The sequence below is a fragment of the Paenibacillus nasutitermitis genome (genome assembly GCF_014641075.1).
Taxonomy (GTDB): Bacteria; Bacillota; Bacilli; order Paenibacillales; family Paenibacillaceae; genus Paenibacillus_Z; species Paenibacillus_Z nasutitermitis.
Genome location: NZ_BMHP01000005.1, coordinates 135,015 through 156,343, shown reverse-complemented (window position 1 = coordinate 156,343; position 21,329 = coordinate 135,015). Strand labels below are relative to the sequence as shown.

At 53.6% G+C, this 21,329-nt stretch carries 17 protein-coding genes; 10 read left to right on the top strand and 7 right to left on the bottom strand.

Features of this window, described 5'->3' with window-relative positions; all coding sequences use genetic code 11:
• Positions 1 to 7 precede the first annotated feature (7 nt).
• Both IEY46_RS28155 and IEY46_RS28150 read left to right on the top strand, forming a co-directional pair.
• Positions 8 to 808, top strand: a complete 801-nt coding sequence (locus IEY46_RS28155) for an ABC transporter ATP-binding protein (protein ID WP_188997444.1) — start codon at positions 8 to 10, stop codon at positions 806 to 808.
• A 202-nt stretch (positions 809 to 1,010) separates the two neighbouring features.
• Entirely contained in the window at positions 1,011 to 1,436 is a 426-nt protein-coding gene (locus IEY46_RS28150) for a MarR family winged helix-turn-helix transcriptional regulator (RefSeq protein ID WP_188997443.1), read from the top strand.
• Positions 1,437 to 1,513: 77 nt separating this feature from the next.
• Here IEY46_RS28150 and IEY46_RS28145 read toward each other — a convergent pair whose 3' ends face one another.
• The 3 genes from IEY46_RS28145 to IEY46_RS28135 all read right to left on the bottom strand — a co-directional run bounded on the left by IEY46_RS28145 (position 1,514) and on the right by IEY46_RS28135 (position 4,969).
• A complete protein-coding gene (locus IEY46_RS28145; protein ID WP_229750599.1) occupies positions 1,514 to 1,948 on the bottom strand; it encodes a cupredoxin domain-containing protein in 435 nt (144 codons plus the stop codon).
• Between the two features lie 203 nt (positions 1,949 to 2,151).
• Positions 2,152 to 3,222 carry an acyltransferase family protein gene (locus IEY46_RS28140; protein WP_188997441.1) on the bottom strand — a complete coding sequence of 357 codons (1,071 nt, stop codon included), beginning with the start codon at positions 3,220 to 3,222 and terminating at the stop codon, positions 2,152 to 2,154.
• Positions 3,215 to 4,969 (bottom strand): class I adenylate-forming enzyme family protein, encoded by a 1,755-nt coding sequence (locus tag IEY46_RS28135; RefSeq protein WP_188997440.1) that lies wholly within the window; start codon positions 4,967 to 4,969, stop codon positions 3,215 to 3,217. Before IEY46_RS28135 ends, IEY46_RS28140 begins: the two co-directional genes overlap by 8 nt.
• Before the next feature lie 245 nt (positions 4,970 to 5,214).
• On the opposite strand from IEY46_RS28135, the gene IEY46_RS28130 reads away from it, so the two are divergent.
• Entirely contained in the window at positions 5,215 to 7,263 is a 2,049-nt protein-coding gene (locus tag IEY46_RS28130; RefSeq protein ID WP_188997438.1) for a catalase, read from the top strand.
• Positions 7,264 to 7,533: 270 nt separating this feature from the next.
• On the opposite strand, the gene IEY46_RS28125 is transcribed toward IEY46_RS28130, so the two are convergent.
• Together IEY46_RS28125 and IEY46_RS28120 are read right to left on the bottom strand one after the other, a co-directional pair.
• Positions 7,534 to 9,342, bottom strand: a complete 1,809-nt coding sequence (locus IEY46_RS28125) for a cache domain-containing sensor histidine kinase (protein WP_188997436.1) — start codon at positions 9,340 to 9,342, stop codon at positions 7,534 to 7,536.
• On the bottom strand, positions 9,339 to 10,958 hold the full coding sequence (locus tag IEY46_RS28120; protein ID WP_188997434.1) for a response regulator: 1,620 nt from the start codon (positions 10,956 to 10,958) through the stop codon (positions 9,339 to 9,341). The genes IEY46_RS28125 and IEY46_RS28120 overlap by 4 nt, the downstream gene beginning before the upstream one ends.
• Before the next feature lie 356 nt (positions 10,959 to 11,314).
• Here IEY46_RS28120 and IEY46_RS28115 point away from each other — a divergent pair, with 356 nt between their 5' ends.
• The 6 genes from IEY46_RS28115 to greA all read left to right on the top strand — a co-directional run bounded on the left by IEY46_RS28115 (position 11,315) and on the right by greA (position 18,566).
• Entirely contained in the window at positions 11,315 to 12,304 is a 990-nt protein-coding gene (locus IEY46_RS28115; protein WP_188997432.1) for an ABC transporter permease, read from the top strand.
• 32 nt (positions 12,305 to 12,336) lie between these two features.
• Complete coding sequence (locus IEY46_RS28110; protein WP_188997430.1) at positions 12,337 to 13,212, top strand: carbohydrate ABC transporter permease; 876 nt, start codon at positions 12,337 to 12,339, stop codon at positions 13,210 to 13,212.
• Positions 13,213 to 13,277: 65 nt separating this feature from the next.
• Positions 13,278 to 14,792 carry an extracellular solute-binding protein gene (locus IEY46_RS28105; RefSeq protein ID WP_229750608.1) on the top strand — a complete coding sequence of 505 codons (1,515 nt, stop codon included), beginning with the start codon at positions 13,278 to 13,280 and terminating at the stop codon, positions 14,790 to 14,792.
• A 34-nt stretch (positions 14,793 to 14,826) separates the two neighbouring features.
• A complete protein-coding gene (locus tag IEY46_RS28100; protein ID WP_188997426.1) occupies positions 14,827 to 16,320 on the top strand; it encodes an FAD-dependent oxidoreductase in 1,494 nt (497 codons plus the stop codon).
• A gap of 13 nt (positions 16,321 to 16,333) precedes the next feature.
• On the top strand, positions 16,334 to 17,869 hold the full coding sequence (locus IEY46_RS28095) for an alpha-L-arabinofuranosidase family protein (RefSeq protein ID WP_188997425.1): 1,536 nt from the start codon (positions 16,334 to 16,336) through the stop codon (positions 17,867 to 17,869).
• Positions 17,870 to 18,086: 217 nt separating this feature from the next.
• Positions 18,087 to 18,566, top strand: coding sequence for a transcription elongation factor GreA (gene greA / locus IEY46_RS28090; protein ID WP_188997423.1), 480 nt, complete (start codon positions 18,087 to 18,089; stop codon positions 18,564 to 18,566).
• A gap of 58 nt (positions 18,567 to 18,624) precedes the next feature.
• Here greA and IEY46_RS28085 read toward each other — a convergent pair whose 3' ends face one another.
• Positions 18,625 to 19,467, bottom strand: a complete 843-nt coding sequence (locus IEY46_RS28085) for an aldo/keto reductase (RefSeq protein ID WP_188997421.1) — start codon at positions 19,465 to 19,467, stop codon at positions 18,625 to 18,627.
• Positions 19,468 to 19,504: 37 nt separating this feature from the next.
• Positions 19,505 to 20,716: an MFS transporter gene (locus tag IEY46_RS28080; RefSeq protein WP_188997419.1), complete on the bottom strand. Its 1,212-nt coding sequence runs from the start codon at positions 20,714 to 20,716 to the stop codon at positions 19,505 to 19,507.
• Positions 20,717 to 20,873: 157 nt separating this feature from the next.
• On the opposite strand from IEY46_RS28080, the gene IEY46_RS28075 reads away from it, so the two are divergent.
• Entirely contained in the window at positions 20,874 to 21,311 is a 438-nt protein-coding gene (locus tag IEY46_RS28075; protein ID WP_229750598.1) for a winged helix-turn-helix transcriptional regulator, read from the top strand.
• Positions 21,312 to 21,329: the final 18 nt, after the last annotated feature.

Below are 21,329 nucleotides of genomic sequence, written 5' to 3'. Positions count from 1 at the left end.
GATGCTCATGGCGGTTATTCAGACGAACGGTCTAACGTTATCCTATGGAAAAAAACCGGTTTTCTCGAATCTCGATATACGGATTCCCCAGGGTAAAATAACGGTATTTATCGGCAGCAACGGCTGCGGCAAATCGACGCTGCTGCGTTCGCTCGCCCGGCTGTTGAAGCCTCAAGAAGGCTCCATTATTCTCGACGGCCAAGATATTGGCAAGCTGTCGAGCAAGGAGGTCGCCCGGCGCCTTGCCATTCTGCCGCAAGGTCCGGTCGCTCCGGAAGGGCTGACTGTGCAGCAGCTTGTCAAGCAGGGCCGGTATCCTTACCAAAGCTTCCTTCAGCAATGGTCCCTTGAGGATGAAAAGATGGTGAAGCTGGCCTTGGAAGCCACCCATATGCAGGAGATGTCCAACCGATCCGTTGATTCTCTATCAGGCGGACAGCGGCAGCGGGCCTGGATCGCCATGACGCTTGCCCAGAACACCCCGACTATTTTGCTGGACGAGCCTACGACTTACCTGGATATGACCCATCAGATCGAGATTCTTGATCTGCTGTTTGACCTTAATGAGCGGGAGAACCGCACCATTGTCATGGTACTTCATGACATCAATCTCGCCTGTCGTTATGCGCATCATATCGTAGCGGTTAAGGAAGGCAAAATACACGCGCAAGGCGAGCCGGAAAAGATCGTAAACGAGCAGCTCATCCGCGATGTATTCGATATGGAGTGTCAAGTGACGGCAGATCCGATCTTCGGAACGCCGCTCTGTATCCCTTACGGCAAAGGACGAAGGCTGATTTCAGGCTGATTTAAAATGGAAACAAATAAGGTTCTGCGTTCCAATCCCCCTCTTCGATTACTTGTAAACAATCAGGTGGTGCTTGGCTTCCCGTTTTGAGGTAAACTAAAAAGAGAAAGGGCTGTAAATGCCAAGCTGGCCCAATCGTTTGAGGGAGCGCAGGCGGCCGGTCGGATCTCTTTTTTCAGGGTGCAGGGGAGGAGTCAACGTATTGAATCGAAATGAACGGTTGCAGTCCTATATGGAGAAATCCATCCAGCACCGAAAGATGTGGGAAGCCGAGTGGAACCGCCTCAACCGCATGGATCTCTCCATATTACAGACGCATTTACTTTCATTGCTGAATAAGCAAGGGCCTTTGCAATCGAAGGATTTGGTGAGACAGATGTCCGTAACCTCAGGCGGGGTCACGATGATCTGTGATAAATTATTGAGCAGAGGACTTATTCGAAGAATTCGGAGCGATGAGCAAGACCGTAGAGCCGTCTATCTGGAAATTACGGATTTGGGGCGCGAAGAAACAAAAACCATCGATGCTGTATGGGAGCAGGTCCTGGCCAATTCATTTACCACGCTGACGGATGCGGAAATTGCCATGTTGGAGCAAATCTATTCCAAGCTGACCGCAAATCCATAATATTCCAGGGTCATCTATCAAAAAAGGGGCTATCATCTGAATAAGATGACAGCCCCTTAATTATGATTCTTATTATGTTACTCGACGATAATCTTGCCGGACATATCGTTATGGCCTTGTCCGCATTGAACAGAGCAATGAAATTCAAACGTACCCGCATCGTTTACAGTAAATTCCTTGGTTTCGCCGCCTTTAATATCAACACCCAGATCTTCAATGCTGATGCCGTGAACGCCTTGCGAGTTTTTCAAGGTAAGCTTGATGGTATCGCCTTTGTTAGCCTTGATCTCGGTTTGGTCAAATTTCCAGTTTGAGGCGTCGATCGTAATTTCTTTCGTTTCGCCGCCGGCTGCGTTCGTGGAAGAGTCGTTTGAAGAAGCGCTATTATTGGATGGAGTATTGGTGTTTGTGGTAGAATTATTGTCTTTATTGTTATTGCCACATGCACTAAGCGCCATTACAGCCACGATCATCAGAGCTGCGATTACCGTCCATTTCATTTTCACTTTCATGTTGAATTCCTCCTCAGATGTAATGGAAATGAATGAAGTAACTTAGAGATAAGATAATTGCTTGTCCAAATAACCATGATACGCCGTAACTGTCCCAGAGTCAACAGTTAGATAATTCTCATAATTAATTAAACAATTTATGAAGAATAATAACATGCTTTATTGCAAATAAACTTAGAGATAAGATAAATGCTTATATACAGTCAAGATGAATGCAGGGCCACGCTGCTTCTTCTCTTCCCCTTCTTGTAAAGCAGGAACGTAACGGCTATGCACTCAACGAGGCTTAGGGCTACATAGAGGGCATCCTGCAAGCCGCTCATCGTGCTCACCTCCCAGTTCAGCAGGAGGAGATTCAGCCGCATGAAGGGAATATGTCCGCAGAACGTCACAACACTGAACAGATTAATGAAAGAATGCCGGGTCTGTATGGATGGCCACTTGATATGAAGCAGCCCATAGAACAGAAGTATCGTATTAGGAAGAATGCTCAGAGCAAGCTTATATTCCGTATTCCACTGGGCATATCGAAACAGGAACACGAGCTCCGCCGCGGTAAGAAGCAGAGCGGCAGCGGCGAGCGGCGTGATCCGGGCATGGTAGAACTTTTCTTCATAGTGGGCGATCAGCACACCTGCGAGCACAAAGGGGAAGCCAAACCCCAAATACCGGTAGATGAACAGCTTCAGATACCCGAAGAGCGGATCCTGGTTGCTGATCAGGCTGTCCAGCTCAGCTTGAAACAGCATTCGAAAACTGCCGGACAGGAAGAGCGTCAGCAGAAAGCCCAGTGCAGCCAATAGGATAGCAAGGCGTAGGGCACGTTTCTCATACAGCCAATAGCTTATGAATATGCCAAACAGGAGGGGTGGGATAAACCAGAGTTGAACGAACGGACCGTTCAAGACGACCGCAGCGGTCAGAATTTTGAATTGAAGAATCAGATTGCTCATGGTGAACCCTTTGTTCATAAGTGCAGGGATAATGTGTTCAGCCGCGAACAGCAGGCAAAAAAAGCCGTACAGCAAGGAGATCCTCGTTATGTACTTCCTCACATAACGGCGTCCATCCGCCGTATGCGTCCAGCCTTTGCAGGCCAGAAATCCTGCAGCCACATAGAAGCAGGGAACAATCATGCCGAGCAAAGGGGTGAGAAACCGGAGCTGCTGATTGGGTGCGACTTCCATATAACGCAGCAGAATGGTGTGGGAGAGCAGTACGAGCAGACATCCGGCCAGCTTGAAGATCGTAATCCCCGGATAATATCTACGCATTTTGTTTGAGCTCCCCCAGCGCATGGAGCGCCAGCTGTTTAATATCCGTGACTGCGATTTTTCCTGTCGGCGAAAGGGGCAGCTCGGGCAAAAACAAGACGTATTGGGGAATCTTGAATGCGGACAAATGAACAGCGAGACGATTTTTGATCATTTGGGCATTCACATTCGCGCCTTTCTTCGCCACCAGGCACGCACAGATCTGCTCCCCGTACAACTCATCGGGAATGCCAATGACGAAAGCTTCTTCGACATCTTTATCCTTCAGCAGCAAGCCCTCGATTTCGACAGGCGAGATTTTTTCTCCTCCCCGGGATATAAGGCGGCGCAGCCGTCCGGTTATCGTCAGCACATTTTGATCGTCCAGGTATCCGAGATCGCCCGTCTTGTACCATCCATCCGCTGTGAAGCAAGGCATATCCTGATTATGCTTCAAGTACCGCATCACCCGGTGGCTGCGGACGGACACCTCCCCTTGCTCTCCGTATGGCAGCAGCTCCCCCGTCTGCGGATTCAGGATGTTTACTTCTACGGCGCGATCGACTTTGCCGGCGAGGCTGTAGTTGTTTGCTTCAAAGCTGTCGAAGCTGATCATCCCGCTAAGCAGATGGGAGCGGGTAAGCAGCTTGAACAAGAGTGTGATCGGCAGGCTTCGCTGCCGTCCCACAAAACATGTCGCATTGGCGACAGATCCCGTCTCCGAAGAGCCGTAGGTGACCATGAAAAATAACAGGCGAAGCTCCCTGTTGACTTTGCGCAGCAAGGAGCTGTCAACGGATGCCGATGTGAAGGAGATGCCGATCAGCGAGGATAATCCGGAGAAGTCTCCCTGTGATGACGAGAGGATTCGCTGAACCATATAAGGCGTTCCGATCATCATCCGGCAGGCTTCCTGCCGGATGGCTTTTACCGCTTGCAGCGGATTAAAGTGCGTGAGCAGCACGATACGGATATTGCATACCCTCAGGTTGGTGAAAATCGTTCCGAATCCGCCAAGATGGTAAAGCGGCAGCAGGCTGATAACGGAGAAGCGCCGGGCAATCCGGTCGATCGTTTTCTGAAGCAAAGCGGATTTCTTACCCGGATGCCCGCGTTCAGGCGGAGCAACCATAAAAGAAGCTGTGGTGCGCAGAACGCCTTTGGGGGAGCCGGTGGTGCCGGACGTATAGAGCAGAATAAGCGGATCATGAACGGTTGCGGCCTTGCAGGCGTTGATAAATTTCTCGTCCGTTGTATGGGAGGCCAGCGCCATCAGCTCGTTGAACGGACGCAGCGGCGAGGGGAGCCCGGCCTGTGCGCCAACAACAAAGATAGACGAGGGCAGCCAGGAGTTGTCCGCTGCGCTGTTGCGGCATTCGAGGATCAACTCCATAAGCATGGAGGGGTAATCAAGATGATGCCCTTCGGTTCCGATAATCATAGCTTTGGGGCGCGCGCTTTGCAGATACCCGCGGACCTCATTCGTCTTGGAATAGGCATTCAGCGGTACAATCACAGCTCCTATACTCGCGGCTGCAAACATGGAAACAATCAGTTCCATTCTTCCGGTCATGAGCAGGGCCAGGGAATCTCCTTTTGTTACGCCGAGCTGAAGAAGGCCTTTGGCCAGAAGCCGCGTTTCCTTCCATAGGGTTTCCCAGGTATAATGCTGGGACAATTCCGGAAAGCTGTAAGCAATATCGGCCGGACAGGAGGCCGCACGCCGGTGCAGGAGAAAAGCGAGGGTATCGGAATTAAATTCGTTCATAATGGAGAGCTCCTTTTGATGATCATATGGGGCGGTCTAAATCCTGAAGACAATCTTTATAAAGGTAATATAGCACTTTTGATGTTCTTTATAAAGAACAAAATAAAGCGGGTACAGGGCCAGATCCATGGAAACCGGTTGGCAGCTTATAAAGAATTTTTCATTTCGATTTCTTCCGCATCCCATTGGGTAAAGAAGTAGATACCTGCTTCAATTCCATTTCGAGTGCGAAGGAGTTTTCGATAATGAGCGATGAATCCAAGGTAAACGGCAACAGCAAAAACGAGCAGCTGGAGCCATTTAGATCCAATGATGAAGGCAAAAAAATGACAACCAATCAAGGGTTGAAGGTGTCGGAGGATGAGTTTTCCCTGAAAGCGGGGGAACGGGGTCCAACTTTGCTGGAGGATTTTCATTTCCGTGAGAAAATGACGCATTTCGACCATGAACGGATTCCGGAGCGGATTGTGCATGCGCGGGGTTTTGCCGCACATGGCGAATTTGAATTATATCATTCCATGAAGGAATATACGAAGGCCGGTTTTTTGCTGGATCCGTCTGTGAAAACACCGGTATTTGTAAGATTTTCAACGGTGGCGGGTTCCCGGGGTTCGGCCGAAACCGTTCGTGACGCGAGGGGCTTTGCCACGAAGTTCTATACGCAGGAGGGCAACTACGATCTGGTCGGGAACAATATTCCGGTCTTCTTTATACAGGATGCTGTCAAATTTCCCGATCTGATTCATGCGCTTAAGCCCGAGCCCCATAACGAGATGCCGCAGGCTGCATCCGCCCATGATACGTTCTGGGATTTTGTCGCCAACAACCAGGAGTCCGCCCATATGATCATGTGGGCTATGTCCGACCGGGCCATTCCCCGCAGCCTGAAGATGATGGAGGGCTTCGGTGTTCATACGTTCCGGTTCGTCAATGATCAGGGAGTGGCCCATTTTGTGAAATTTCACTGGAAGCCGCTGCTGGGCGCCCATTCCCTGGTATGGGATGAAGCGCAGAAGATTTCCGGCAAGGATCCGGATTTTCACCGCCGGGATCTGTGGGAATCGATCGAGAATGGCGATTATCCGGAATTCGAATTCGGTGTTCAGCTTCTGAAAGAAGAGGATGAGTTCAAATTCGACTTCGATATTCTTGATCCGACGAAGCTCTGGCCGGAAGAGGATGTGCCGGTGCAAATCATCGGGAAAATGACCCTGAACCGCAACGTGGATAATGTGTTCGCGGAAACGGAGCAGGTCGCTTTCCATCCGGGCCATGTCGTGCCGGGCATTGATTTCTCCAATGATCCTCTGCTTCAGGGGCGTCTGATCTCGTATACCGATACACAGCTGATCCGTCTGGGCGGACCGAATTTTCATGAGCTGCCGATCAACCGTCCGGTATGCCCGTTCCATAACAATCAGCGCGATGGTTATGGCCGGCAGACTATTAACAAAGGGCCTGTGAGCTATCACAACAATTCGCTGGCCGGCAATACCCCGGCTACGTCGACTGAAGCCGAGGGCGGCTATGTTTCGTACCAGGAGAAGGTGGAAGGGCGCAAGGTGCGCGCGCGAAGCGACAGCTTCAAGGATCATTTTTCGCAGGCAACCCTGTTCTGGAACAGTATGAGCGAGCCGGAGAAAGAACATATTATCGCTGCATTCAGCTTTGAGCTGGGCAAGGTGAAGCACAAATTCATCCGGCAGCAGGTCGTCGATATGTTCGCAAATGTCAATACGGAGATGGCCGCGGCGATTGCGGAAGCAGTGGGTGCAACTCCCCCTCAAGGTGGAGGCTCCAAGGTGATGAAGTCATCGCCGGCGCTCAGTCTGGCCAATAAGGCCAAAACCCCGAAAGGCCGCAAGGTCGGCGTGATTGCCGCGTCTGGATTTAACAGCGGAGAAGTCAATGCGGTGCTGGAAGCCTTGAAAGCGGAAGGGGTTCAGGCCGAGGTGATCAGCGCCAAGCTCGGAAAGGTGGCCGGTACAGACGGGTTGGAACTGGAAGCCATGCATACCTTCCTGACGGCGGATTCTGTTCTGTTTGATGCCGTCTATGCGGCCGGGGGAACTGCGCCTGACAAGAAATTTATCAAGGATGCGGCTTATTTCCTGAATGAGGCATACGCCCACTACAAGCCGATCAGCGCGGGTGGAGAAGGCCGGGCATGGCTGGAAGCAAGCGGAATCGGCAAAGGGCCGGGAGTTGTAATGGGGGAGGATTCCAAATTGGATACGAAATCCTTTATTGCAGCCATTGCGGCTCACCGTCATTGGGACAGGCAGCCGGTATAGGTAGTGCTATACTTGTGCCGGGCGGGGTTGGGAAGACCTCGAACGGATGAAAGCTGTGCATGGTCAAGCCCGTATAGCGGATATTTTTTTAAAAAGAAACACTCAGCCAACAAGCTGTCGTCGGTATTCAGCCGGAGGCAGCTTGTTTAGTTATCTTTGCGGTCGAAACGGAAATACGCTGGCATCCAAAATTTGAAATAAGGGCCCGCGCGCCGTATCGATCGACGTGAGGGCCCTTCATTGACGGCGAGGTCGGCATGGATCGAAAATCTAGTCGGCAGCGATCTTGATTTTTAGCAGCGCTTTCGTTCCCCGTCCCGGCTCTGAGAACATCGTTACTCCTGCGCCGTTATCGTGGGAAAATAAGCGTAAGCGCTCGTGTACGTTGTACAAGCCGTAGCTCTCGGCAGTTTCTCCAGAGGGTCGAGGTTCCAACAGGCGATCCAGCCGCTCCCGCGTCATACCGACGCCGTCGTCCTCAACGCTGATGAGCAGCCAAGGTCCCTCAAGCCTGGCGGATATCACGATCGTGCCGCTTTTCGGCCGTTTATGCTGGATGCCGTGCAGGACGGCGTTCTCTACGATCGGCTGCAAGGTCAGCTTCGGCAGACGGTACGACAGCAGCGGCTCCTCGACATCGTACACCACTGCGATGCCTTTGTCGTCCCGCGTATTATGAATATGCATGTACGAGCGGATCAGTTGAAGCTCTTCTGCGAGCGTGACGACGTCGCGGCCTTTGTTTAAACTTAGCCGGAAATACGTGGAGAGCGCTTCGATCAGATCACTGATCTCTCCAGCTCCTCGGCGGATGGCCATCCAATTCATGCTGTCCAGCGTATTGTATAGAAAATGCGGATCAATCTGCGCTTGGAGCGCTTTGAGTTGAGCATCCCTTTCGTGCAGCTTGGACAGATACGATTCCGCCGTCAGGTCGTGTACGGCCTGAACCATGCGGGAGATCGCACTTTCGAGCTGCCGAAGGTCTCCTTTCGGTTTCGGAAGGCTGCCGTCGAAATGCGCGGAGCCTTCCGCCTTCAGGGTACGGATCATGTCCCGGATCCGTTTACTGAGGCTTTCGGCTGCCGCAGCGAACGCGAGTACGAGGAAAAAGATAAAGATGACAGAGCCGATTCCCAGTAGCAGAACGGCGGAGATTTTCGTCAGGACGACGCTTTTTCCAGACAGTTCCGATGTCGACAGCTTAGCAACGATTGTCCAATCCGTGTCCGGAATCCGGCGGAACAGGAAGGAGGACGTCCCCTGGTCGTCCCGGAAGACGCCTTCCGGCGAATCCGCCATCAGCTCCATTTGGCCGATTGTCAAATCGGCGGGTTTGCCGAGCCGTTGCGCGTCCGGGTGGGAGACGAGCAGACGATTGCCGTCCACGACGTAAACTTCCTGGGAGGCAGAGAGGGAGACCCGGTTCAAAATGTCCCGGATCCCGTCCGCCTTGACGTCCACCGCCAGCACACCGATAACCGTCTCGTAGTGAAGGGGATCGTGAAGCATGCGGAAGGCGGATACGACGTCGGTGCCGGCTTCTCCCAGATAGTACTGGCGGTACGTACTCCGCCAGACGATGGCGCCGTTGCGTGAAGTCATATCGCGATACCAGGAGGACTCGCGATCCAGGGCATCCAGCGGGAAGAAACGAGAACCTTCCCGCGAGTATGTCAGTTTCGGATCGACGAACAGGCGAATCCGGTGAATCCCCCGGTTCCGCTCCGCGCTGGCTACCAGCTTCTCGAGCGCTTGAAAATGCCAATACTGCTCAAATGCAGGTTCGCCGGCAGCACTCAAATAGTCGATAATATCCTGGTTGGCGAGCAAGCTGTCCGAGACGCTGGCGACGTTGTCCAGGCTGTTCGAGATGTTGTATTCCGCCTGGTTCAGCGTCTGCAGCATCGAATCCCCCATCTCCCGTTCGATGATGCCGGACGTCTGCCGGTAATAGAAATAGAACAGCAGGCAGCCCGGCAGCAAGACGACAACGACATAGATCGTTATCGCTATTCTCGTGACGCTCGCTCGGGTGAACGCCCGCAAATACCCCTTCAGCCATCTCCAGCCATTCATAAGCCGCGCTCCCGGAACTCGCCTGGCGTGTAGCCGGTTTGCCTCTTGAACAGTTTGCCGAAATATCCCGGATCCTTGTACCCGACCAGGTAACAGACGTCATACAGCTTGTTCACGGGGTCGGCCAGCAGCCGTTTGGCCGCCGCGATCCGCGTCTCGACGACGTATTCGTTCAATGTTAAACCCGTCTCTTGCTTGAACAGGAGGCAGACGTAGGTCGTAGTCAAGTAGACGGACGCCGCGATCCGGGCGTTCGTCAAATCCTCCGCGTAATGCTTCTCGATATATCGCTGGATTTGCGCCACGACATTATGCGTTTTTTTCTCACGCTTCTCCGAGACTTCAGCGTACGTCAAACTCAGATGCCGGACGGCCTCCTCGCTCAGCTCGCCGATCGTCTCGGTCGAAGCGATCGCCTGCCACAGCCGTAATTCACTCTCTTCCAACCGTTCGGCGGGCAGTTTCAGCTCTTGCCGGAGCTCGGCGCATACGGCGAGCAGCTGGGCGCCGGCGATCCTCGTTCGGAGGATGGCGTTTGGTCCATCGCCGCTTGCAAGCGAGCGTTCCGCCGCCCGTCGCACGGCATCCCAATCCGGCCCCTTCAGAAGCGAAGCAATCTCTTTCGAGTCGAATCCTCCACCGGCTTCGGAGGACGGCGAATAGCCGTTTTGCAAGAGGCCGTCCATTGTGATGATCCGGTTTTTGCCCACGTACCACTTGTGCTCAGCCGCTTGGGCGGCCTGCCCGTAGGCTTCCGGGAGTTCATCCCAGCGCTCTGCGGCCGGGCCGATCCCGATCGTCACTTCAAGACGCAGCAGCTTGTTGATTTGCTCCTTCACCTGGTGAATGAGCGTGAACAAGCCATCTTCGTCGGCGTCGGTATCGAGTTGGACGATTCCCGCGAATTCTCCCGCCCGCACCTCGAACGCATGTCCCGAGTACAGCTCGTTCAGGACCTCCTCGATCACGTTCAGCATGGCGAAAGAGCGAAGCTGCCGCTCCTTTTCCGGCAATGCCCCGAATACTTTACCGTAATCGTCGATCCGGACGGCGAACACCTCCAAGCGAATCGGCGAGACGGGCAGCCGGATGCCCAGAAAACGGAACTTGTCCTCTAATGCCTCGGGGTTCTGCGCCCCATCCAGTACGAGAGCGGCCAGATGCCGTTCCCGCAGGAGCGGGATGCTCTGGTTCAGCTTGATGTGCAGCCCGTTCAGGCGATCCCGCTGCGCATCTTCCTCGTCCAGCTTGCCGACGAGATGCCGCAGCAGCCCGGTCAGCTCTCCCAGGCGCACCGGCTTCAATAAATAATCGGCGGCTTCCAGCCGGATCGCTTTCTTCAAATAATCTAAATCGCCGTACCCGCTTATGAACACAAACTTCGCCGGATGGCCTTCCTCGGAGAGCCGTTCGGCCAGCCGGATGCCGTCCATATGCGGCATCCGCACGTCCGTCAGAACGATGCGGACATCCCTCATCCCGCGGATCGCCTGCAAAGCCATCTCCCCGTCCTCGGCTTCCCCGGCCACTTCCAGACCAAAGGCCGGCCAGTCGACGCATTCCCGCAGACCGGACCGGACGGAGCTTTCGTCATCCACGATAAAGATCTTGTACATTCCACATTCCCCCGAATCGATGTCGAAAACTATACAGTAACACCGTAAAATCATAATCCGCTCCCCTATAACCGATCCGGGATAGCAGTTACAATTTGATCAAGGGGAACCCACTCAACCCCATTGTAAGGCGAATTCGAAAAAGGTGTAAACCTTTTTTGTTCACCTTATAGAATTTATAAGTTTCACGCTTATAAATTTCTGTAAGGTCAAAGGGAAGAACGGCGCAGCCGTTTCTCCTTGGATCGGAGCGGAAGGAAAGCAATTTCTCCCGCTTCCGTCCGGTCGCCGTAACGAAGAGCGCGCCGTCGTACCGCGGACGTCGGCACGAGGATTTATGGAGAGGATGAAAGACGATGAAGGAGTCCGACGTGGAACCGGGGCGGCTGCCACCTTCGATGGCGGCGGGCCGCCGCAAGCCGGACGGTCAAGGATTTTGGCGCTATTTCCGGATGAACTACGATCTTTATCTCATGTGCGTGCCGGGACTGATTTTCCTGATCGTCTACAAATTCGCTCCGCTACTGGGCTTATCGCTGGCTTTCAAGGATTTCAACCTGTTTGCGGGCAACAATATTATCGATTCGATCATTAAAAGCCCGTGGGTCGGCATGAAGCATTTTAACCGCATTTTCGAAGACGAAGCCTTCCTGAAGGTTATCGGCAATACGCTGATCATCAGCTTATACAAATTGGTATTCCTGTTTCCAATACCGATCATCGTCGCGATTTCACTGAATGAGCTGAGAATCCGCTTGATGAAACGCTGGGTTCAAACGATCGTGTATTTACCGCATTTTCTTTCGTGGGTCATCATTTTCGGCCTGTTCTATTCCTTATTCGGCTCCTATGGCATGATCAACAAACTGCTCGAAGCTGCCGGCGGCGAAAGTATCAGCTTCTTCTCAGATTCATCCTGGTTCCGTTCGCTACTGGTCTTTACGGAAGGGTGGAAAGAAACGGGATGGAACACGATCCTGTTCCTGGCCGCGATGACGGCCATCGACCCGCAGCAGCATGAAGCGGCAGTCATGGACGGGGCGGGTCGCTTCAAACGGATCTGGCATATTACGATTCCTGGAATCGTGCCGGTCATCCTGCTCGTTCTTATTCTTCGGCTGGGGCAGATCCTGAACGCCGGATTCGAACAGGTGCTTGTCATGTACAATCCCGCCGTGTACGACGTCGCGGACATCATCCAGACGTTTGTCTACCGGATCGGTCTCGGAAAGATGGACTTCAGCCTGTCGACGGCGCTTGGCTTGTTCGAATCGGTTGTGGCGTTCATTCTTGTGTACTCCAGCAACCAGCTCGGTAAACGGTATCTAGGGAAAAGCATCTGGTAAACCCGGGGACGGGAGAAGGGAGAGCCATTTTCATGAAAACAATTCGCAGCCGGTCGGATCGATGGTTCGACGCCGTCAACAACGTACTGATCGCCGCTGTCGGGCTGATCTGCCTATTGCCCTTTCTTCATGTGCTCGCAAAGTCGCTCAGCAACCAGGCGTCCGTCATGGGCAATAAGATTACGTTTTACCCGATTGGCATGCATGTCGAGGCGTTCCGCTTCGTGTTTGCGCATACCCGTTTTTTTGAGGCGCTGCAGGTAACCTTACTGGTCACAGTCATCGGCACGGTCCTCAGCCTGACGATTACGATATTGGCCGCTTATCCGCTCTCCAAGCCCGAATTCAAGGGACGTAAGCCGATTCTGCTGCTGTACGTGTTCAGCATGTTATTCTACGGCGGCATCATTCCGGGTTACATTCTGATGAAGGCGCTGGGACTGCTCGATACGATCTGGGCGATGATTGTACCGCTGCTCGTCGTGCCGTTCAACCTGTTCGTCTGCAAAACGTTTTTCGAAGGGATACCGGAAAGCATCGAGGAATCCGCCAAGATCGACGGGGCGACGAATTTCCGGATTTTATGGTCGATCGTGCTGCCGCTTTCGCTGCCGGTCATCGCCACATTAGGTATTTTCTACGCTGTCGGCTACTGGAACAATTATTTTCACCCGCTGATTTATATCAGTTCGGTCGATTTGAAGCCGCTTCAGCTGTTCTTGTACGAAACGATCGCGAACACGGAAGAGCTTCTGCAGGAGCAGCCGGACTCGGTCAGGCTCAGCATGGCGCCTGAAGGCTTCCGCGCGGCGACCGTTATCTCCTCGATCGTGCCCATACTGCTGGTGTATCCGTTTCTGCAGCGCTACTTCGTGACGGGGATGACGCTCGGATCGGTCAAAGGCTAGGTTTTGGGCTAATTGCTTTTAAATAAAATAAACAAGCGCACAACAAAAGGGGAGGCCAATCATTGATGTTATTCAAGCGCAGCAAATGGATAAAAGCCGGCATAGCCGGTATCGCGGCAATAGCCGTACTTGCGGGATGCTCGGGAGGAAAGGAACCGCAAGCGGGCGAGAGTGGAAAGAGCCCGTCGGAATCGTCTGCAGTGGAAGCTGGGGGCGCCAAGCCGGAACTGAAGGTGCTCGCATTTAATGTCGGTTTCGATCCGAACAACGATCCCGTCGCCAAAGACATCGAATCAACAACCGGTTATAAGATCAGCTATACGCTCCTGCCGAAGGACAATCCGGAGGAGAAGCTTAATATCGAGATTGCATCCGGCGTAAAATACGACATTCTTACATTAAATCCGACGCAGTTCTATACGCTGGTCGCCCAGGGCGCGCTTCAGCCGATCGGGGATTTGGTGGACCAATTCGGCGCGAACCTGAAGGAAGGAATCTCGGAATCTTCCTGGGAGCTCGGCAGATACAACGGCGAGTTGTACGGCATTCCGCAGAAAAACGAACGTCCGAACATCGAACAGACAATGATCGTACGGCAGGACGTGCTCGACGAACTCGGGCTGAAAACGCCCGGAACGCTGGACGAGTTCTATGAAACGCTGAAAACGATAAAAGCGAAGAAACCGGATCTGATTCCGTTAACCGGGAACGGAACGAACGTTCCAATGGTTTGGAGTGCCTACGGCCTCTATACCGGATGGTCCGAAATGGATGGGCAATTGGTGCCGAGAATTAAGCAGCCGGCGATGAAAGAATATTTCGCGTTTATGAAGAAGCTGTTCGACGAGGGTTTGGTCGACAAAGACTGGCCAGTCAATAAATCGGCCCAGGCTCAGGAGAAATTCATCAGCGGCCAAGCGGTGATGATCTCGGGCGACTGGAACTTGGCCTCCAGTATGAGCGATGCGTTCAAAACGAACGTGCCCGAAGGCAAAATGGGCTATATCTCGCCGCTGCAAGGAACCGACGGATCGGCCGGCGTGGAAATGGCGGATAAGCTGATCTATGTTCACGCGATTCCCAAGTCCTCCAAACATGCAGAGGACGCGATTAAGTTAATGAACATGAAGATGGAGAAAAGCAATTTCACGTACCTGACGCTAGGCGAGAAGGGCGTTACGTTTAACGAGGAGAACGGGGTCTACAGTCCGATCATGCCGATCTTCACGGAGAGGCGGGGCAGCGCGTACTTCTTCCTGAACGGCATACGAGAGGTCGAGTATGCGGATATGTGGCTGGCACGTCTGCGCCGGACGCCGGCGTTATTTGAGGCTTTTAATGCCATCAATAACGATTTCGACAAATACGCGAAAGTCAATCCGGTCGCGTTCATGCCGCCAATCGAAGCAGTCGGCAAAAACTTGCCGAGCCTGAGCCAGATGGAGAACGACTTCTTCCTGCAGGTGCTTTTGAGCGGCGAGAAGATCGAGAACTTCGACAAGTTTCTGGATAAATGGGACTCGTCCGGAGGAAGCGACATGATGAAGGCGATCAACGACTGGTATGCCACGAAAAAATAGAGAATGTGTTTCCCTCGGAAGGAGTGGAGAGTAAATGAACGTTATCGAAGAATCGGCCCGGCGAATCCCCGTCGTGGCGGAACCGGACGTACTCGTCGTGGGGGGAGGACCCGCGGGAATCGGCGCCGCGGTGGCAGCAGCCCGCAACGGCGCAAAAGTGCTGCTTCTTGAGCGGTACGGATTTGTCGGCGGCAATCTGACGGTCGCAATGGTCAATCCGATGTTCACGTTCCACGACGTGAACGGCAATCAAGTCATCCGGGGCGTGGCAGGCGAGCTGGTTGAACTTTTGGTGAAGAAGACGGCTTCCCCGGGTCACGTTACGGACTTGACGTTCGACAACGCCTCGATGTCCCCGTTCGATCCGGAAGGCATGAAGCTTGTCCTGTTCGAACTTCTCAAGGAAGCCGGCGTCGAATTGATGCTCCATACAACATTCGCCGAAGCGTACGCCGAGAACGGACGAATTGTCAGCGTCATCGTCGAAAGTAAATCCGGCCGGCAGGCGATCCGGGCAAAAACGGTGATCGACTGCTCGGCAGATGCCGACGTCGCCGCGAGAATCGGCGCTCCGTTTGTAAAGGGGCGGGAAACGGACGGGGCCATGCAGCCGGTGACGCTGTTTTACCGGGTGGCTGGCGTCGACATAGGACGGTTGAAGGCCTGGATGAAAGAAAACCGGGATCTGCTTAAGGACTCGCCGGGCGACGAAGAGATCGACGCGCAGAGCGCGCTGGCTTTCCTCGGGATGAAGGAAATCATTCAAGCGGCGGTCGAGCGGGGGGAATATCCGAAGGATGCCGCGCCGCGGATCTTGATGTACGAGCTTCCGCGCGACGGGCAATTCGCTGTGAATTGCACACGCCTGCAAGGCATCGACGGCACGAACGTCTTTGACCTGACGCGTGCCGAGATCGAAACAAGGCAACAGGCTTGGGCGGTTACCGAATTCATGAAACGGAACATCGGCGGGTTCGAGGACGCTTACGTACTCGATACGGGTGTTCAGGTCGGCGTTCGGGAGACGCGGCATATCGTCGGCGATTATACGATGACGGAGGAGGATGTGCTCAGCAGCCGGGCGTTCGAGGACGGCATCGCGTGCGGAACATTCGCCATCGATATTCACCCGCCGGAAGGCGAGCAGCAGGTGTTCACCGGATCGGGCAAAGCGGTCTACGAAATTCCGTATCGCAGCTTGCTTCCGCAAGGCATCGACAATTTGCTTGTGGCTGGGCGCTGCATCTCGGCTACGCATAATGCGTTCGGATCGGTCCGTGTCATGGCGACGGCGATGGGCATCGGTCAAGGAGCCGGAACGGCGGCGGCTCTGGCGGTTAGCAGAGAGATAGGCATGCGGGAGGTTCCGCCAGCGGACATACGAAGGCTGCTGATCGAGCAAGGTCAATACCTGCTCCAGGCCGAGGGCGTGGAGGAGCGGATCGACGGCGGCCTGCGCCTGACGAAGGGCGACGGATCAGGAAGCACCGCCAGCCATCACAATCCGTTCGGAAAAAACGGGAGCTAGGGAGGGAAGCCGCATGAAAGCCAGCATATTGGTGAAGAAAGAGGAACGGTCAGGCGAGATCAGCCCTTACATTTACGGTCAATATTTCGAGCATCTCGGCAATTGCATGTACCCGTCCGTATGGAACGCAGACTCGCCCAAGTCAGACGCCCGGGGTTTGCGGCAGGATGTCATCGAGGCGGCCCGGGAGCTCGGCGTTCCGGTCATACGCTGGCCTGGAGGGTGTTACGTTGACCTTTACGATTGGAAGGATGGCGTCGGCCCGAGCGAGCAGCGGCCGGTTCGCCCGAACTGGCACTGGGGGGGACTGGAGTCGAACCAGTTCGGAACGGATGAGTTCCTGAATTGGTGCGAGCAGGTCGGCGCGGACCCATACGTCAATGTAAACCTTGGTACGGGAACGCTGGTCGACGCTTTGCGCTGGATCGACTACTGCAACGGGAAGGAAACGGCAGACGCCCGGTGGAGAAAAGAGAACGGACGCGAGGAGCCTTATGGCGTCAAGCTATGGGGCATCGGCAACGAGACTTGGGGCCACTGGGAGGCCGGCCAGCTTGGGGCGGACGAATACGCGGCCAGACTGGCAAACTGGGCACAATTTGCCAAGAAATATGATGAACAGTTGGAGCTACTGGGCGTCGGTTCCTACGAAGGCAACGATTCCGAGTGGGATCGGAAAGTCATCGAAGCGGCCGGGAAGTATCTTCGCTACCTCACGATCCACATTTACGGCTGCTCGGTTGACCGGCAAAGTAACGAAGAGTATTACCCGATTGTGTATACGCCCGTTTACTTCGAGAGCCAATTGCGTAAAATGCTGAGCACGATCGAGACGACGCTGAGCCGGATGAAGGATAAGCTTGGGCATCCGATTCGCATTTCCCTGGACGAATGGAATATCCGGCATTACGAGGCTGACCCGTCGAGCGGGGAAGGCTACACGCTCAACCGCAACAGTCCACGCAATCTTCAGGATGCAATCTTCGCTGCGGGCATCTTCCATGCGATGATTCGGCTGAGCCCGCACGTGGGAATGGCGAACTACGTGTTTCTGGTGAACGGGAACGGCGTCATGAACGTGACGGAGGATGCTGTCATCAAGACGCCGCTGTTTCACCTGTTTAAGAAGTATCGGGAATGGATGGTCGGGCAAAGCGTGCAAATCGAAGTTCAGTCTCCATCGCGACTGACGCCCGTGCCGCAAGTGAGCCACCCGAACTACGGCAAAGAGCAGGCGGATAAGCATCAGCCTGTCGCGTCTTCGTACATCGACGCGGTTGGAGCGGTCGGGGACGACGGCAGCCTTCGCGTGGCTCTGGTGAACCGTCATTTGGATGAGAGCTTCGAGATCGCGCTGGGAATTCCGGAAGGGTTCGCAAGCTCCGCTGCCGTTTGGACGCTTCATCATGAGAACATTCATGCGGCCAATACAGAGGAAGCACCTGAACGGGTCGTTCCCGATGTCCGCGAGTTCGTGCCTGTCGAAGCCGGACTGCGCGTTCCCGCACATAGCGTGACGCTGATTCGATTCGAGTCAATCGATCAATAGTATAGCGGGTCAGGGAAGTCCTTTAACCCGATGAAAGCCGTGCGTGACGCACGGCTTTCTTTGTGTCTCTATAGAGGACGCAACCTTTTATCTGGCTTATTATCGTACAAAAGTTGGAACAAGAAACCCCCGCTTGCCTTCGCTAAATTCCCGCAAATCGGTTAGAATGAATAAAGTGTAACAAAATAGAGCTGTTAAGGAATTGGGAGCTGTGGGAATGTCCAAGGAAGAAGAAATCATATTAACCAAAGAGGGCTTCGCCAAACTTGAGTCTGAGCTGGATGAGCTTAAGACGGTCAAGCGTAAGGAACTGGCTGCCCGTATCAAGCTCGCGATCAGCTACGGCGATCTGAAGGAAAACAGCGAATACCATTCCGCCAAGAACGACCAGTCGTTCATGGAAACAAGAATTATGATCCTGGAGAAAATGTTGAACAAAGCGCGTATCGCGGATGACAGCATGGATCTCTCCACCGTGCAGGTAGGATTGATCGCGGTCTTGAATGACATCGAGTATTCAGAAAAATTGGAATACATGCTGGTCGGCTCCAGCGAGGCCGATGCCTCCGAGAATAAAATCTCCTACGAAAGCCCCCTCGGCAAAGCGCTAATGGGGAAATCCGTCGGCAGCATCATCAGTGTGAACGCGCCTATGGGAGAGATTAAATACGAATTGCTTGAAATCAAATCGACATAATCCTTCATCATACAGACAAGCAGCGCCGCTTCCTTCAAGGGAGCGGCGCTGCTTCAGGTTAAAAGTCGAAATTGTCGGGATTCGGACCCACCCGGCGGTTCTGGTTCAACCCGCTGATCCGGGCCATTTCACTGTCCGTCAGTTCAAAATCAAACACATCCGCATTCCCGCTGATCCGATGTTCTTTGGTCGATTTCGGGATCGTTACAATTCCCCGCTGCAAGTCCCAGCGCAGGATAATCTGGGCGACCGACTTTTCGTGCTTACCGGCAATTTCCTGGAGGAGCGGATGATCGAGCAGCTGCCCCTGCATGAGCGGCGACCACGCCTCGAGTTGAATCCCCTGCCGCTTGCTGTATGCCAGCAGATCTTCCTGGATCAGATAAGGATGCAGCTCGACCTGGTTGACCATCGGTTTGACCTGTGCATCACCCATCAGATCATCCAGATGATGGATCTGAAAATTGCTCACCCCGATTGCTTTGACTCTCCCCTCCCGATAAAGGGATTCCAATGCGCGCCATGTTTCTTTGTATTTCCCTTTTACCGGCCAATGGATCAGGTACAGGTCCAGATAATCGAGGCCCAACTTGTTCAGACTGGTTTCATAGGCCGCGCGTGCTGCATCGTAGCCGTGATCGGCGTTCCACACTTTGGAGGTCACGAAGATGTCCTCCCGGGTGAGTCCCGTCTCTGCGAGGCCTTCCCGAATGCCTTGTCCGACGCCTTGCTCATTGCCGTAAATGGCCGCTGTATCGATACTGCGATAGCCGTTTACAATGGCAGTCCGGACCGCATTCACCAGCTCGGCGCCTTCTTCGACTTTAAATACGCCCAGACCGAACCAGGGCATTTGAATGCCATTGTGCAAGGTCGTAGTGCTTTGTAGTGATTTCATCATGTGAAAAAACCTCCTGTTGTTTTGTTTCATGCAAAATTCAAGCGGACAAACGCATCTTTTCCGGCTGTCTATCGTCAAGTTGCTCCAGCCTGCGGCTCCAGCCCGTCAAGAGGACGGCGAAGAAAACCATAACCGCTCCAACCCATGTGGTATGGATCAGGCCGATCGTGTCCGCGACAATTCCGCCCAGATAGGCGCCAATCGCAATTCCCGCATTAAATGCCGCAATATTCACGGCAGAAGCGATATCTTTGGCTTGTGGCACATACCGCTCCGCCAGCATGACGACATATACCTGAAGACCCGGTACGTTCATGAAAGCAAATAAACCGAGGAAGAAGACCGTGATCAGCCCTGCGACTTTGAACGGAGCGGTAAACGTCAAGATCAGCAGCACGACCGACTGGACCGCAAACATATAGAACAAGGCCGAGACGGGCTTGCGGTTTGAGAGCCGGCCTCCGATCACATTGCCTATCGCAATGGCAATACCATATAGAAGAAGAATGGCCGCCACCGTTTTTTCCTTAAATCCGGCTATATCGGCAAGTAGCGGGGATAAATAAGTGAAGACAACAAAGGTGCCTCCGTATCCCAGCGCCGTAATGGCAAAAGCAAGCAGCAGGCGGCCGTTCGTAATGATTTTCACCTGGTCGCGAATGGTGCTTGCGGTACCCTTGCGCAGATCGCCTGGTACCAGGATCAGGTTGGCGATGAAAGCAAGGATGCCGACAGCCACAATCGCAACAAAAGCTACCCGCCAGCCCAACTGCTGGCCGATGAAGGTCCCGAGGGGCACGCCGGTCACCGTGGCGATCGTCAGACCCGAGAACATGATCGATATGGCGCTCGCTCTGCGGTTCTCGGGCACAAGATCGGCAGCTATCGTAGCCCCGATCGACATGAACAGTCCATGAGCGAAAGCGGAGACGATGCGCGCAACCAGCAGCACAGTTATTCCGCCGGCGGAGGCTGCGAGTGCATTGCCGGCGATAAATACAATCATGATCCCGATCAGCAGCGATTTGCGTGAGAATCTCGAGGTGAGCGATGTCAGGATCGGCGCTCCGAACATTACGCCAAGCGCATATAAAGTCACGGTCAAGCCTGAAGTGGTAAGTGAGATATGGAGGTCCTCCGCAATTAGCGGAAGCAGTCCCACGCTGATGAATTCTGTGGTTCCAATCGCAAAGGCGCTTACGGCTAATGCAAGCAGCGCGAGTGTACTTCTTTTATTGTTATAGGACATTGTCTTCTCTCCCGTATAGTATTACCGTCCGGCAAATGTTATTATGATTTATCGGGTTAAAAAAGAACAGTACGTACTTTATAGTACGGTAGGTACCAAAAAGTACCCTAATAACGAATAAGGGTTCGATTTTGCTATCTGGAGAGGGGCATCCGCGATGAAAAAGAAATACAACATATCGGTAGAGGCTACGCTGGAAGTAATCGGGGGAAAGTGGAAATGTGTCATTCTTTGTCATCTGACCTATGGCAAAAAAAGAACAAGCGATCTCAAACGGCTCATGCCCGGAATCACGCAGAAAATGCTGACCCAGCAGCTGCGGGAATTAGAGCAGGACGGCATCGTGAACCGGATTATCTATAATCAGGTTCCCCCGAAGGTGGAGTATGAGCTGAGCACGTACGGGTGGAGCCTCAAATCCATACTGGACTCCTTGTGCGCATGGGGAGAGACCCATATTATCCGTGAATACGGAGACAAATATGCGGTTCTGGAAGACAATGAACTAAATAGGAAACCGCAAGGCCTGGCCGAAGGTGAACGCAACGTCATCGAACGCGCTGTTACCGAACAAACCGTAGCCAAAAGCCAATAGACCGGCCGCCCAAGCCGG